This is a genomic window from Chryseobacterium sp. UF-290 (assembly GCF_058245615.1).
This window is the reverse complement of the sequence record NZ_JBSICB010000019.1, coordinates 17214-32266: the sequence shown is the minus strand read 5'-3', so window position 1 is coordinate 32266 and position 15053 is coordinate 17214. Positions and strand designations below refer to the sequence as shown.

Below are 15053 nucleotides of genomic sequence, written 5' to 3'. Positions count from 1 at the left end.
TTATCGAATTATTTCTATATAATCAGTATGTTTTTAATCTTGAAAAGATTGTACCTTTGAAACCTAAAAATATGTGAAAAAAATGATGAAAAACACTCTTTATTATAAAAAATATGCTGAAAAAAGTACAGGTCTTAATGAAAAGCATAGATAAAGTTAAAAAACTTTAAAAGAATACTATTCATAAATTTTAATAATTCAATTTCCTAAAATAAAACAGATGAAAAAAAGAATGAAGATTATAATGCTGGTATTAGGGGTCATATGTTCTTTTGTTAACCCGACACGTGCACAAATAGGGATAGGTACGGCAAATCCACAAGGAGCTTTCCATGTAGATGGTGCTAAAGATAATCCAGCTACCGGGGCTCCGGCAGGAGCACAAGCAGCCAATGACGTTATTGTTAGTAAAACCACAGGCTTTATTGGAGCTGGGGTGCTTACTCCCAAGGTAAAACTTGATATGAGGTCTGCAGGTCCCGAAAATGCTTTAGGCTTGAGTACTACCACTATGAGTGCCGCTGATGCTGGTGCTGGTGCTGTGCGATATGATATGGTAAATGTGCCCGTGGGACCTAAGATTGAAGTATCAGATGGGTCGGTTTGGCACAAAGCATATATCGCTCCTCAAAAAGCAGTCGTTGTGGCACGTAAAATAAGCAGCCAGTCAATAACACAGGGCACAGCTACCAATATCAATAACTGGAATATAGTGCGTGATATGAGCAATAGTTTTGATGCTTTGCAGGGTGTTTTTACCGCTCCCAGAGATGGTACCTATACATTTCTGCTGACCTTTAACTTTAATGGAGCTGTGATCAATGATGGTTCCAGAGTAGAATCACAGTTTTATAATATCACCAGCAATACAGTCCTGGCCACTGTTTATAAAACTTTCGGGCAATCTATGACCGGTACTCCTGATGATGCAAATGCTACCCGATCTACTCAGGCCGGAGGGTCAAGTACCGTGACACTTACTTTAACTGCTGGTACAAAAGTGGTGACAAGGCTTTGGCACAACCTTATATCGAGTGGCTCAGTGGCACTCAGAGTAACCACTAACTCCACAGATCCCACAAATCCCGATGATGGATTTAATAATTTAACCATTATAGAACATTAAAAAATAGATTATTATGAAAATGAAAATTAGTTTCGCTTACCAATTACTTGCTTGTATTCTATTTTTTTCTTCAGGTCAGATAACTGCCCAGGTAGGGTTTTTTACCGATAAACCTGCACATCCTTTACAAATCGATGCTAAAAAAGATAATGGTGCAACCCCTGACGCTCCAAAATTGTCAAATGATGTGGTTGTAAATACATCAGGTAATCTGGGAATTGGGGTTCCAAATCCTATAACCAAAGTAGATCTTCGTTCACCGGATAATAAAGGACTTATTGGACTGGGTACCAGTACACAAACGCCAGGAGATGCCGGCGCAGGTGCCATACGCTATAATACAGGTGGTTTTTTAGAATATTCTGATGGCGAACAATGGATCGCTTTACCTCTCACACCTCCCACCAAGGCACTTGTGAACGCCAATAAAAGTACAGCTCAAAGTATTGGAAACAATTCTACGATCTATGTATCAGGCTGGAACGAAACGGTAGACCTTGGAGCAGGTCCAAATGGTGACTTTAATCCTTCTACAGGTATTTTTACAGCTCCCCGTGATGGATTTTACCTGGTATCTTTCAGCATTACCCTGGCTAATGGTAATATTCCTAAAAATACCTTTATAGAAACATCAATAGAAAGCGACCGGAATATTGAGAATATTCAGACATATAAAACAGTCAATTCTTACCCTGCATTTCAGGCCGGTGCAGTCAGTAACTTTATCAGTGGAAACTGCAATGCGATATTTAATCTTAAAGCAGGCAATACGATTAAATTTGGTGTTAAACATAATATAGGCTCTGCAAGAAATACCTTAAATGACGGGAAATTAAATAATTTGAGTATTAGCGAGTTATAAAAAATTAAAATGATGATACAACAGAATAATAAAATAAAGAATATAGTAAGCGCTTTTGTACCTCTGCTTTTTTGGGCAACCCAGGCTAATGCTCAGATAGGACTGGGAGTAGGAGACCCTGTAAACCCTGTTGAAATTAGAACAGATGCAGGTAAGGTCATAGTAGATAATACAGGTAAGGTAGGAGTATTGGTTGCCAGTCCGAAAGTGGCTATAGATTTACGCAGCGGGACCAATGGTTCAGTTGCTTTGGGAAATACGGATAAAACAGCTGTACAGGCTGGTGCCGGAGCTTTACGCTATGTCCCAAGCCCTGCCATTGGAGTAAAAGGATATTTGGAATTTTCTGACGGGACCGATTGGGTTAGCTTTTTTCCAAAGGGTAAACCCCGTATTGTGGTTATGGCCAGTAAGATTACTCAGGATACCTACGTATTTGAGAGTGGAATCCCTTCAGAGATAGGAACTAAATCCGGTATTGTGCAGCGTAGATCGTCTTATCTGACCAATTGGCAAGAAAAACTGGACTCCGATTCAGGGGTTCCTACCAATAATTTTGATCCGGCTACGGGTGAGTTTATTGCCCCTAGAACCGGAGTATATTTTGCAACCTTTACTTTTGCATTACAGTCCAGCCAGGTAAATACCGGCGGAAATAACCAGACAGAAGCTATCTGGGAAGTCAGAAACCCTGCCGGTAATATTACCCAAAGGGTAAAAACAAATAACGGATATGCTTCTGATACAGGAGGAAGCCCCAATGCTGTACCTGTAGGCTCGGCCTGTACCGTAAGTGTTTATTTGAACAAAGGAGATAAATTAAGACCATTTACCTGGATTACAGTAGCATTTGATGGTACTACCAGTCAATTTGACACTTCAGGAAGCGGAGTTTATAATTCTCTTACTATTGTAGAGCAGTAGATCTTTACAGTGATAATACTTTATACTTTAATTATAGGGTAATCAAAAAAGAATGTAAATACTCTGTTTTCATGATTTACCTATGCTAAATTTGTACGCAAATGTTTTAACATATTGGTCCTGGGGATAGGTCTCAGCATCATTAGAATCAAAAAGCCCTGGACAGGGGCTTTTTTTATGGGAAAACAAAGCAGGTCAGATGTCAAAAGGGATATATTACCAATATTGCTTATCCGGGCAATATAAAAGTCAAATATCTTATAAGCTTAAGCTGTACCGGCTCCTGAAAACAAGTTTGCAGCAATAGCATTGTCATTTCATTTACCTGATCATGATTTTATTTAAAATATTCTGGTATAGCTTAATTATAGACTCCCTTGATTAATTAAGGTCATAATTGGAAATGACCAGACTTAAAATAAAGTGAACATAGTCCTGGTCAACATCTTTTCTGTTGATCAGTTTGTTTTTATATTCATAAGAACCCAGCTTTTTTGATAATTCCTGATAGGTGTCAAATTGATCTCCTTTTACTTTTACCCTCATATTGCCATCTCTTCTCTGAATAATCTCATTGTCTAAAGTTCTTACTTTAAATAAGACTTCACATAATATGGGACGGGCTTTCATTGATCCAATATATCTTTCAATGATGTTAATTTTAAATGAATCAAATATGATGTTGTTAAAAACAATTTTAGAATTAGGCTCCTGAGTATTGAGCTCAAGCTTGTAGTTCATTAATTTAAATTTTGGTAAAGATAGGTTTAATTATTTCAAATTATGGTACCACTTTAATAGATCGTTACCATAATAATGATTGATTTTTATTCAGCTTATTGAAAATCAGTGTTTTGTTGTTTTTGAATTTTTGAACAGAGCTATAGCAATCTTTGGGCTTATAGTGATGTCAAGGTGAAGAGGATCTGTGATTTCGATCTGAAAGAAATTGCAGGTCTTATACTCCCCTGAAAGTAAATATCACCATTATATCCGAGGAAATAAAACAGCATCATTAGAAATTCTATGATGCTGCTCTGTAGTGTTTTTACCTTAATCACTTATTGTTCGAACCAACTGTCTTAAATTAAGGGCGCATAACGCAATTGAAATTGTTTAGTTTTCAATCCACATGCTGTTTTATTTATGTAGATGGTATTAGTTTGTGCAAATATATAAAATAAGACACTATACGGTGTCTAAAATAATGGATTTTTTTTAATAAATATGCAATTATCTGGTTATCAGTTTATTTAATTTTATCCGGAGAACAAAAACATATAAAGAATTTCTCCGGTTGAGCAGTAAATTATAAAAACAGCATCATAGAATTTCTAATGATGCTGCCTGGAGTTGTGTTATACCTTAACTGCTTAATGCTTATATTGGTTTATATCCAAGGAGCATCATGCAACCAGAATTGTTTTCAATTTTTCAACTCGGTTAGTGCTTAAATATATAGAATGGTTTTTAGTTTGTACAAATATACAAAATAAGACACTGTAAAGTGTCTAAAATTATAAAAAAAATTCATAAACTTGTAGCATTGAATGTTTAGTCATGGAAAGAAAATCAGCAGCAGGTAGTATCCGTAATAAGGAACGTAGTAAAAAGAAATTCTTGGACGCAGTTGGAAAAATTCTGAAAACAAAGGGATATGCAGGGTTAAAGGTAAATGATATCGCTGCTGTGGCCGGAGTAGATAAAAAAATGATCTATACCTATTTTGGCGGAATGGATGGTCTTATAGACGAATACATCCGCTCACAGGATTACTGGAGTAAAGTGACAGACGATAAAATTGACCGGATAATACCGGAAATCAATGACGGAGGAAAACTATTTATCGAAGAAATGCTACTGTCACAATTTGATTATGTTTACAAAAACAAGGAAGCTCAGAAACTGTTACTCTGGAGTGTTTCTGAATCTCGGAAGTCATTAAGAAAGCTCATCGATACACAGGAAGAGAACGGAGAACATATTTTTAAATATATTTTCCAGCCTCATTTCAAGGAAAAGTTAGATGATTTTCGGGCGATAATGGCCATTATGGTTTCAGGACTTTATTACCTGAATATGTACGCTTCCATGAATGGCAGCATTTTTTGTGGCCTGGACATGAATTCCCCCGAAGGGCGTGCCAGAGTAAAAAAAGCAGTATCCTTTTTAGTAGAGCAGAGCTATGAGGATCTCTAAATTATTTTTTCCACCATATATTTATTTTAAACCCCAGAAATATTCTCTGTCTGCGAAAAGAATATCTGTACATAAAAACAGCATCATTAGATTTCTAATGGTGCTGTTGGCTTTAGTGTTTTTACCTTAGTGTCCGAAATATTTTTTTAATTCTTTCAACCCTGATAGCGCTTAAAATATATAGAATGGTTTTTAGTTTGTACAAATATACAAAATAAGACACTAAATAGTGTCTAAAATTTTAAAAAATTTCATAACTTGTGCTGGTGAATGTTTAATCATGGAAAGAAAATCAGTAGCAGGCAATATCCGTAATAAGGAACGCAGTAAAAAGAAATTCTTGGACGCAGTTGGAAAAATCCTCAAAACAAAAGGGTATGCGGCATTAAAGATAAATGATATTGCTGCTACAGCCGGAGTGGACAAGAAAATGATTTACACTTATTTTGGCGGAATGGATGGTCTTATAGACGAATACATCCGCTCACAGGATTATTGGAGCAAAGCGACAGAAGATAAAATTGACAAAATAATACAGGATATCAATGATGGAGGAAAATTATTTGTGAAAGAAATGTTACTGTCACAATTTGACTACGTTCATAAGAACAAGGAAGCTCAAAAGCTGTTGCTGTGGCGCTTGTCTGAACCTCGAAAGTCATTAAGAAAGCTGACCGATACCCAGGAAGAAAATGGAGAATATATTTTTAAATTGCTGATGGATTCTTATTTCGGAGAACGCTCGCAGGATTTTCGGGCAATAATGGCCATTATGGTTTCAGGACTTTATTACCTGAACATGTATGCTTCCATGAATGGTAGCGTTTTTTGTGGACTGGATATGAATTCTCCTGAAGGACGTGACAAAGTTAAAAGAGCAATATCCTTTTTAGTAGATCAAAGCTATGAGAATCTTTAATATTCCGTAAGATTTAATAAACCAATTTCAGATTAATAAAAAGAGGCTGTCTCAAAAGCGTCATTCTGAATGAAATGCAATGTAATGAAGAATCTCATTGATGGTCAGTTGTTTGAGATTCTTCCTTCGTCAGAATGACAAAAGCCGAATTATTTGACTTTTGAGACAGCCTCTTCATTTTGTATCTTTGATAGATCTTTATTCCTTATGATAAGGACAGCCGGAAGACGGGTTAACCGTACCACCGGTAACAATTTCCGGCTGTGTATTAAAAAATTGTTCCTCTATTACTTTTCTCTGATCTTCAGGAATATCTTCCAGTTTACGAAGCGTATTGGTCTGAATATGAGGCCAGCTTGTAGTACCTCCGTCATTTCCGAAATCAAATTCAAAGAATACGATCTGCTCGTACTGCAGCTGAAGGATTTCTTTTCCGTTTTCAATGACCGTTTCGATCCACATTTGCATATCCACCTCTACGGTCGGAACAAAGCGGTTCACAAAAGGAACATTTAAAATTCCTCCCTGTGCACCGGTCTTCATTTTAGATGACATCTTGACGTGGACATAGTTGCTGACTTCCTGACCTCTTAACGTATCCCGGAGCCTTAGATCAGGCCGTACAGAATAAGGATACAGATCGTCAGCCAGTATTCGCTGGGTATAGATCTTATTCGAACCCGGATCATTCTTGTCGGTGAGTGTTTCGTGTACCCAATCCGGTGCAGGCTGGTCAAGATCGATGATATTGTCGGGCGTTACCCCGGCACCACCCATAGTACGTGAAATGGAAAGGTGATCAGGCTCCCATGCATCCTCACCATAAGGGAATTCAGGAGAACCATTAACCAAATAGCTGCCACCCTGAGGAGCAATATCTCCTAATAAAGTAATGGTACTGCCATGGGGAATAACGCCGCTTCGGGAAATAGAGTAGTCAGGAATAAAATAAGGACCATCGATCCCTGTACCGGGCTTTAATTCCTGAGCCGGAATGATCTCGTAATAGGGCTGTCCAGGCTGCAATTCGCTTTGGAGAATATACTTTTTTTCCTGTCCGTCCGGTGATACCCTTACAAGAGGCTCATCCCTGTATTCTCCGGTATACCCGTAATTTTCATAGTCCTCTGTTGAAAAAGCATGAATTCCACGGTCTTTTTCAATTGATTCTTTAGTGGCCGCATGATTGTAAACATCGCTAAGCCACAGGTACATTCCATTCTCTTCATGAATAGGAGTATACTTTAAAGTATCCTGACCTTCTACCGTATTAACGCTTTTAATGGTTTGTTCATACTTAACGGCTCCGCAAAATAATTCACTTGCCCCCCCACGGTTACGAACTCCGCCGGGAACCAGAGAAAAAGTTAGCTTTTCAATATATTCCTCACAGTCGAAACTGAATTTTCCGGGGATTGTTCCCGGATTGGTGCCTGGTGAAGGCATGATCGTAGTGTGTATTCCACTTGCTAATGATGGCTGGGTAACGTTTTTATTGTAATTGACATTATAGCTCACCCAGGTGCCATCCAGAGCGGCTAAAATACCATAATCTACATTATTTCCTATCTCGTCCAGGTTTTCTTCTTTAAATGGTCTCACAGGATCGTCAATAAGAAGCTTTGAATATCCTTCCATCAATTGTGCCAGAGTATTCTGACTCTCACCTGTACTCTTGCGGAATAACTGACTTCCCGCCTCAAGATTTTCTTTTTTACGTTTAAGCATGATATATCGTTTTTATGGTTATAAACTGGTGTATTCGAAAGTGGGACCGGCATTGTTCTGAGAATCCAATGGCTGCTTCAGCAGGCCTACCGCCTGTTCTTTCAGGGCGTACATGTACATGATTGATTTTTCCAGCTCCCTTTGATTACCTTCCACCGCGCTCTGAATGGCATCGAGTAATCTCCTGTATGTTTTATTGAACTCAAGCCCTTGTTCGTATAGCGCTCTGTTGCCGGTATAGTCGCTTAGCCTGGGGTTTGCTTTCATAGGATAGGCTGCGCTCCAGTCCACAGGAAGAGGTTTTCCTGTGGGTGGGGTGGTTACAGGCATCATTCCGTCTTCGTCTGTAAAAGGTCTGTAGTCTCCTCCTACATAGAAATGCTCATGAAAAATTTCCTTAAACCTGAAATAATGGGCCAGCTCCACACCCTCTTCAAACTGGGAAGGATCAACATCAAAAATTGAATCGTCAGCACCTTCTCCCTGTCCTTTGATTTCCTGGAATACCGCAATTACTCCATCCAAAGCTTCCACAGAATGTAATTTTCCACCGCTTCCGTAGTATTGCTCAGGACGGATCTGTTTTGAAGGATCTCCTGTGAAGATTCCTCCTGTATTTAATTCCCCGAAACTCTGAGGAAGCCTTCCATGTTTTTGATAATAAGCAATGATCTGGAAAACAACAATATAAAAGAAAAGCACATCGTAATATTCACCGATGGTATGCACATTTTCCATGATGAAGCCTTTCATATTCTCAAGGGTCCAGAAATTATTTTCCTGTATTGCTGCTCTTTGGGTAAATGATACTGACGGCTCTGTTTCATGGTCATATTTCGGAGCTTTTACCAGTGGCTTGCTCGGACTTTCTATGGCAATAAATGTTGCGATACTGTTAGTGGAAAATGTTTCCAGCCCTACATAAAAATCAACATTCATCGGTAATTTCATCGGATAGGTAGGGTAGTTCTGCGGTTTATTGACGGAAGGCTGGATATTGATCGCATTCAGGACATTACATACCATAATCAGATGGAGCATTTCTTCTACGGCAACACTTCTGATGATTTGTGATGCCAATGCATTGGTCCCGTCTTTAATGGAATACAGCGCAGTAAGATAAGGCGGAATTGTAGAGTGCTCAATAAGAATAGCTGTTTGCAAAAGGTCCTGTAAAACCGGACGGTAATCCATGTCAATCAGTCCTTTTTTCACCTGATCTGATATTTCCGGAACCGCTGATCCGAATTGTGAACTTAAATATTGATCAAAAGCTTCAATTTGGTCATTCAGCAGGAGGTTAGTCAATGTTTTGCTGTGGTGCTTCAGGCCTTCTATCCAGTCATCTTTACTGATGGCTGAATCGAATAATAGCGATGGTAATGAAACAGCATCCGCAACAATGGCGCTTCTGCCTGAAGCTCTTATCCCTTTTGAGAGGGGGGAAGTCTGTAGGGTTTCTTTTGGTTCTGTTTTATTGATAAGTCTTTGTCTCATGTTTTCAGTTTTTAAATTGATTTTCCAGGTCATATAAGATAGATTCTACTGAACGGATTGTAAATGCAGATAAGGTAAGGGTAGGATTTGATGTTCCCAGTGTGGTCATGTTTCCGGCTCCTACGATATAAAGATTCGGATGATCCCAGGATTTACAATAGCTGTTGGTTACAGAATCCTCCGGTGAAGCGCCCATTCTGTGGGTTCCTACTATATGGCCCGCTCCGTTGTAAGAATACCTTACATTATTGTAGACCACAGTATTGTTATCTGTTGCATTATAGGTTGTGAAATCCTGGATACCCAGTCTTTCAAACATCTGATCTGAAGCCAGTTTTGCCTGTTCCATCGCTTTTTTCTCATAATCTGTGAGTTCATAATGGATAACCGGTCGGGGGATGCCCAATGCATCGGTATACTGATCATTAATGGTAACCCTGTTGTCAGGATGAGGCAGCTGCTCGATCTCAAAATGGAATAAAACCTGTCTCGAAAGCCTGTAAGTCAGGGCTTCCTTCAATTCTGCTCCGAAAAGGCCATCAGCCAGAAATTCTGCAAGGTCAGATCCCGGAGAAAATGCCGGCCAGCCCCATCCCCAATTGTCAAGCGGTGAAATCCATGCTGAGAATTCACCCCTGAAGTTTCCGTCACGGAAAGATGAAATATTGGTGGTGGAACCGGGACCTCTGTACGGATAAACCGGTTCAGGGAATAATCCCCAGGTCAGCATGACCATATGGTCCATAAGGTTTCTTCCTACCTGGTCACTACGGTTGGCAACGGTCTTTTCAACCTTTTTACCGCCTTCTGTAACCGTATATTTTGAATTCAGCAAAATTTTAGGATTTTCAAGAGCATTGGCTGCCAGAATGACGATGGAATCAGAAGTATCGATAACTTCCTCAGTAAAATCCGTTTTCTCCTTTGAAATGTATCTTCTTAAATGAACCTTTGAAATTTTATCCCTGTCCTTCTGATCAATACTTAATCTGTAGACCACACTCTGAGCCTGAACTTCCATATTGGGATTACGGGTAAGATTGTCATTCTCATTAATTTTATATAATGCTTTTTTTAATGTTTTTAAAGCATTGTATTTGGCCTGAACAGGGCAGATAGGGACGCAGGATGCATTGCCTTCACAACGCTCTCCCATATAAGGATTCCAGACTGAGCCAAGAGCTTTATACTCTTCTTTTTCCGAGCGGTCCAGTATCAGTTTATACCCTGACGATATGGCTTCTGCTTTGATGATCTTTGTTTTTCCGTATCTGGGATTCGGAATAGAATTTCTTCCCTGTGGAGAAGGAACCAGAAGTAAAGGAATTTTTTCGAAGTTTAGCTGAACACTTGTTCCTTCAAGACCCTTTATGATCTGGTGATCCATATAGCTTTGGGGAATTTCCTCCATCGGAAAAACGTAATCACCATAATACTGTTCTATACTTTCAGAAATAGGATATTCCTGTTTTGAAACATCTCCTGAAACACCGATTTCAAACTCAGCCATTTCGTAGTAAGGCCTTAAGGTTTCATAATCTATAGGCCAGTTGATAGGTGTTTTTTCCTTAGTCTGAGGATGATCTATATGAATACCGTACTTTTCAGTAAGCTTGAAATCATTAGGAAGCATTCTTGGTGTGGTTCCCAGCCAGTGAAGGGTTGTTCCGCCTCCGACTCTGATGGCATCACTGGCAAACAGCATCGGACCAAACTGTACCAGGTACCCTTTTTTATCAGGGAATGGGGGAGTGATCTGTTCCATATCCAGAACATTCGGTGAAGGAGCTTGCTTTAAGTTAGGATAGGGTGAATTCGGCACTTTGGCTTCCTGCATATAAAAAGTACGTATATATTCATTATAGGCAGTCATTGATGATACAGAATCTAATTCTAAGCCTGCTTCCAGTCCTGCTTCCAGCATTAATACGGATAATTCGCGGATATTGTCACCTTTTCTGACGTCTGCTCGGTGGATCATTTTTCCTTTTTGGGTATCAAATACATGATCGGTCAGAAGTTTGGCGATCAGTGATCCTGCGATCCCCGTTCCTACGATGATCACATCTTTTTTATGGTTTGCCTGGCTCATGGGTTGCTGTTTACAGGTTGAACGCCCCAGGATTTATAGCCAGGCTGCTTGGCGCCCGGCGGGTGCGAATGCATTACATTCCAGACAAGACCTTCCTTGTAAGACAGATCATTGACATAAGCCCCTTCCCACGTTCCCAGGTACCAAACGGTGATAATTTTACCGGCAATATCGTTCAATCCGGGATCTGCCATGATTTCGGAAGCAATAGCATTCCTTAGCTGATCATCAGTGAAAGAATTTTCAAATACATTTTTGGAAACGGTCAGGAAGTCTACAAAAGTGGCGGCCTGTAAGTTTCCCAGAATATGGGTATAATAGGTTTCTGCCAGGCCTGTAGCCTGTAGCTCGCTCACAGAAAACCCGGTAAGCGCTTCTGAGACCGACATAAATACGTCAAAATAATAATCATCGACGTTGAGGATTTTGTTAATAATAGTCATTTCGTGAAATTTGAGGGTTAAAGTATCTTAAGCTCTTAATTGAGAGGAAATAATCATAATGTTGATCTGGCTTAGCCAGGCTTCCGGGATACCATTGAAGAACCCATCCCTTTTTCGGAAATGACAGGTGTTTTTTTAAGCTATCCATTGTATCAGTTTTTGTTTATCCGAAATTAGTCAGATCAGATCAGATAGGATTAAGTATTTCTACGTAATTTTTTGTTTATCTTTTTGTGAATATCTTTGGAAGGCTTTTAAATAAAGGGTTTTTAAACGTATGGTTTTCACTTAATTTAGAATTATTTTAAATAATGAGGAGGTTTAAATAAGAGAGTACAATCCTGATCCTCTCTTCCGGATAATAGAATGGCTAAATTTCAATTATAAAAAGAGAGTTATCACTGATAATTGATAAAATCTTATTTTCTTAACCTAAGTTTGGGATAAGAAATCAAGGTTAAGAGGTTGGAAGCTGGAAGTTAATAGTGCACAAATAATTTCTGACTGTTATGGTAATAACCTGATGAGGTATATCTTAAAATATGAATAATTGGTTTCCATCTGTTTTGCAGACCTCAATAACTTCCTTCTTCCAGCCTCCAGCTTCCTTATTCAGTTTAAAATAAAATGTCTTATCCCGAACTCAGTTTTTTATGCTTTCTCAAAATTGGCTGTTGTAAGTGTGGTATTTAATAAGTTGCAAGATTCATCATTCTTTCCCTAATTTTACTCCAATTAATAATGGCAAGATGATTATATGCGAAGACTTATTATTTTCTCATGGAGCTCAACTGGAAAAATATAATGCGGCAGACTATATTTTTCAGGAAGGAGTAGTGGCCAAATACTACTTTCAGATAAAAACCGGAACGGTAAAGCTGAATACCTTTCTGGAAGATGGAAAAGAGTTTGTACATGGCTTTCCTTTTGAGGGGCATTGTATTGGAGAAAGCTATTTGTTTACAGGACATAATTATGCCGTTAATGCCATTGCAGTGACCAGCTGCGAAATTATAAAGACTCCGAAAAACAGGTTTTTACAAATGCTGCTGGAAAAACCGTCATTGATGCTGGAACTTAATCATTATACTGCTGACAGGTTACACTTCAGGTATTTGATTTCCAGTTTCCTGGCTATTTCTGATCCTATTATAAAGCTTCAGAAACTCTTTGATCACATTAAAAAATACTTTGGATTTGAAGAGATATATTCTTTTCCGATTCCTTATACCAGACAGCAAATAGCAACCCTAACCGGGCTCCGGGTGGAAACGGTGATCAGGTACGTCAAAAAAATGCAGGAACAAAAGCTTGTAAAGCTTGACAGTACAAAGATTTATTATTAATCGTGGAAGAACACTATTTTAAGATTAAAACAGGCTGGCTGGTATTCCGGTAGATTCCTTCAGAAATACTTCTGCTTGCCAGATAATACAGAAAACTGTGTTTACCCGGTAATGCAATGATTAGTTCGGTTTCATTAGAAGCTGCGAAATTCAGAATCCCGTTGATGATATTTTCATCATAAGAATAGTGAATGCTGCTTGGAATTTCAGTTAAATGCTGGTGAATATAGTCTTCCAACTCTCTTTTCTGATCAGCGTCAATATCATTTTTATCACTGGTACTGATGTTTAAAAACAGGAGACGGACATCTTGCTTATGAATAATAGATTTGTGGTGAAACAGCCTTTCCAGTCTTTTAATACCCTTGATGTCACAAGGAATCAATATATTCCTGATGGTGCTGTAACTATAGCTGTTGGGAACAATTAACGTCTTTACAGGACTTGTCCTTGCAATGCTTATGATATGATCAGAAACAAAGCTTTCATTTGGCGAGGTTGGATCATCACTTCCCAGGATGATCAGCTCTACCGACGGCTGATTCTTTAGGAGCTCATTGATGCTTCTGGTAAGCGCCCAATCGCTTAATACTCTTGAAACCTTTATATCCGGCGACTTTTCTGTAATAATATCGCTAAGGTGATCAAATAACGCTTCTGTTCTTTTCAGCAGATTGTTGATGCTTTCTTCATTGGCAAACGAATGGCCTTCTGCAATGTGGAGGTAATCAAACTCAGACTCTCCTGCCGTTTTTAAGAGAATGATCTGTTGGTATTCATACTGCTTTGCCCAATCTGCGGCAGTTTTTACTGCGTTCTCTGTGGTTGATGTAAAATCAACGGGTACAAGGATAGTTCTCATATTGTTTTCATTTTTAAAGCCTGATCATTCCAGATTAGCGGTCATTTTTTTTACTAAAAGAAGCATCTGGCTGATCTCATCTTCCCGGAGGTTGCCTGCTGCTTTTTTGTAAAGATCCAGAGCCCACGGATAAACAGTTTCTATGGTCTGTTTCCCTTTTGGAGTGAGGAAAATCTGTTTGTTTCTCCTATCATCTTTATAAGCTATCCGCTCAACGAGATCCCGTTTTACAAGGCTGTTGATGAGGTAGGTAATGCTCGACTTATCTTTGCTTACTTTATTTCCGATCTCCTGCTGATTAATGCCGTCATTACGTGAAAGCAGTCCCAGAATCTCAATCAGCTCAAAAGAGAGATCAGGATCATAGGCGTTAATGGTAGTCTGAATCTTTTGCCGCAGACGGCTTTTCATTTCCCCCATCGCCAGGCCCAATTCTAAGGCCAGTACTGAAATATTATTTTGTTTTGCAGTCATGTTTTTTATAAAGATAAGCCCTTATGGGCGTAAACGTGTGAAGAGCCTTCTTCTATCAATCTTCATAACAAATATACGCAAAATTAGTTTTAATTAAAACTAATTGGCGGCAAAATAGTATTGATTAGCTTATAAAGGAAAAGCAGAATAAAAATGTTTTTGTTATATTTAAAATACAGAAAGCGGTATAAGCGAGCTTACTCATATTAATATTAAAAAGTACCACCTCAATGCCTGTAATTGCCTTAAAAAGAGTTTACGAACCCCCTTCCCCTAATGACGGATGCCGGATTCTGGTAGACCGCCTCTGGCCCAGAGGACTTTCTAAAGAAAATGCTGCTCTTGATGAATGGGATAAAGAGCTTGCACCATCCACAGAGCTTAGGAAATGGTTTCATCACAACCCCGGACTATGGGAGGATTTTTCACGAAAATATATAAAGGAACTTCATGAGACCAATCTGGGAAAAGACTTTTTGAAGCGTCATAAAGATCAGGAAAAAATAACCCTGTTATATGCCGCAAAAGATGAAGAGCATTGTCATCCGCTCATTTTAAAACAATACCTGGAAAGCCTTTAA

The 15053-nt window shown here is 38.9% G+C and carries 14 protein-coding genes; 7 read left to right on the top strand and 7 right to left on the bottom strand.

All coding sequences use genetic code 11. The annotated features are described in order from the left end of the window. Positions 1–220: 220 nt before the first annotated feature. From AC4IF5_RS17885 to AC4IF5_RS17875, 3 genes are read left to right on the top strand one after another with little or no spacing between them, the layout of a single operon-like run. Positions 221–1126, top strand: coding sequence for a hypothetical protein (locus tag AC4IF5_RS17885; protein ID WP_490736911.1), 906 nt, complete (start codon positions 221–223; stop codon positions 1124–1126). Between the two features lie 13 nt (positions 1127–1139). Further along, entirely contained in the window at positions 1140–1988 is an 849-nt protein-coding gene (locus tag AC4IF5_RS17880; RefSeq protein WP_490736909.1) for a hypothetical protein, read from the top strand. A 9-nt stretch (positions 1989–1997) separates the two neighbouring features. Then, entirely contained in the window at positions 1998–2912 is a 915-nt protein-coding gene (locus AC4IF5_RS17875) for a hypothetical protein (RefSeq protein WP_490736907.1), read from the top strand. 381 nt (positions 2913–3293) lie between these two features. Here AC4IF5_RS17875 and AC4IF5_RS17870 read toward each other — a convergent pair whose 3' ends face one another. Further along, positions 3294–3653 (bottom strand): prevent-host-death protein, encoded by a 360-nt coding sequence (locus tag AC4IF5_RS17870; RefSeq protein ID WP_490736905.1) that lies wholly within the window; start codon positions 3651–3653, stop codon positions 3294–3296. Between the two features lie 819 nt (positions 3654–4472). On the opposite strand from AC4IF5_RS17870, the gene AC4IF5_RS17865 reads away from it, so the two are divergent. Together AC4IF5_RS17865 and AC4IF5_RS17860 are read left to right on the top strand one after the other, a co-directional pair. Then, on the top strand, positions 4473–5111 hold the full coding sequence (locus AC4IF5_RS17865) for a TetR/AcrR family transcriptional regulator (RefSeq protein WP_490736903.1): 639 nt from the start codon (positions 4473–4475) through the stop codon (positions 5109–5111). Positions 5112–5391: 280 nt separating this feature from the next. Then, on the top strand, positions 5392–6030 hold the full coding sequence (locus AC4IF5_RS17860) for a TetR/AcrR family transcriptional regulator (protein WP_490736901.1): 639 nt from the start codon (positions 5392–5394) through the stop codon (positions 6028–6030). Positions 6031–6228: 198 nt separating this feature from the next. On the opposite strand, the gene AC4IF5_RS17855 is transcribed toward AC4IF5_RS17860, so the two are convergent. Genes AC4IF5_RS17855 through AC4IF5_RS17840 form a run of 4 tightly spaced genes read right to left on the bottom strand, consistent with a single transcriptional unit; the run spans position 6229 to position 11790 of the window. Beyond that, positions 6229–7758, bottom strand: a complete 1530-nt coding sequence (locus tag AC4IF5_RS17855; protein WP_490736899.1) for a peroxidase, FMP-type — start codon at positions 7756–7758, stop codon at positions 6229–6231. A gap of 18 nt (positions 7759–7776) precedes the next feature. After that, complete coding sequence (locus AC4IF5_RS17850) at positions 7777–9255, bottom strand: ferritin-like domain-containing protein (RefSeq protein ID WP_490736897.1); 1479 nt, start codon at positions 9253–9255, stop codon at positions 7777–7779. Between the two features lie 4 nt (positions 9256–9259). Next, positions 9260–11347: a GMC oxidoreductase gene (locus AC4IF5_RS17845; RefSeq protein ID WP_490736895.1), complete on the bottom strand. Its 2088-nt coding sequence runs from the start codon at positions 11345–11347 to the stop codon at positions 9260–9262. Continuing rightward, positions 11344–11790 (bottom strand): sugar dehydrogenase complex small subunit, encoded by a 447-nt coding sequence (locus AC4IF5_RS17840; protein ID WP_490736893.1) that lies wholly within the window; start codon positions 11788–11790, stop codon positions 11344–11346. Before AC4IF5_RS17840 ends, AC4IF5_RS17845 begins: the two co-directional genes overlap by 4 nt. 749 nt (positions 11791–12539) lie before the next feature. Between AC4IF5_RS17840 and AC4IF5_RS17835 the strand changes: the two genes are divergently transcribed. Continuing rightward, positions 12540–13136, top strand: coding sequence for a Crp/Fnr family transcriptional regulator (locus tag AC4IF5_RS17835; RefSeq protein WP_490736891.1), 597 nt, complete (start codon positions 12540–12542; stop codon positions 13134–13136). A 13-nt stretch (positions 13137–13149) separates the two neighbouring features. Here the strand turns inward: AC4IF5_RS17835 and AC4IF5_RS17830 are convergent, their stop codons facing one another. Together AC4IF5_RS17830 and AC4IF5_RS17825 are read right to left on the bottom strand one after the other, a co-directional pair. Beyond that, entirely contained in the window at positions 13150–13998 is an 849-nt protein-coding gene (locus AC4IF5_RS17830; protein WP_490736889.1) for a universal stress protein, read from the bottom strand. A gap of 24 nt (positions 13999–14022) precedes the next feature. Next, positions 14023–14472, bottom strand: a complete 450-nt coding sequence (locus AC4IF5_RS17825; protein ID WP_490736887.1) for a MarR family winged helix-turn-helix transcriptional regulator — start codon at positions 14470–14472, stop codon at positions 14023–14025. A 230-nt stretch (positions 14473–14702) separates the two neighbouring features. On the opposite strand from AC4IF5_RS17825, the gene AC4IF5_RS17820 reads away from it, so the two are divergent. Next, a complete protein-coding gene (locus tag AC4IF5_RS17820) occupies positions 14703–15053 on the top strand; it encodes a DUF488 domain-containing protein (RefSeq protein ID WP_490736885.1) in 351 nt (116 codons plus the stop codon).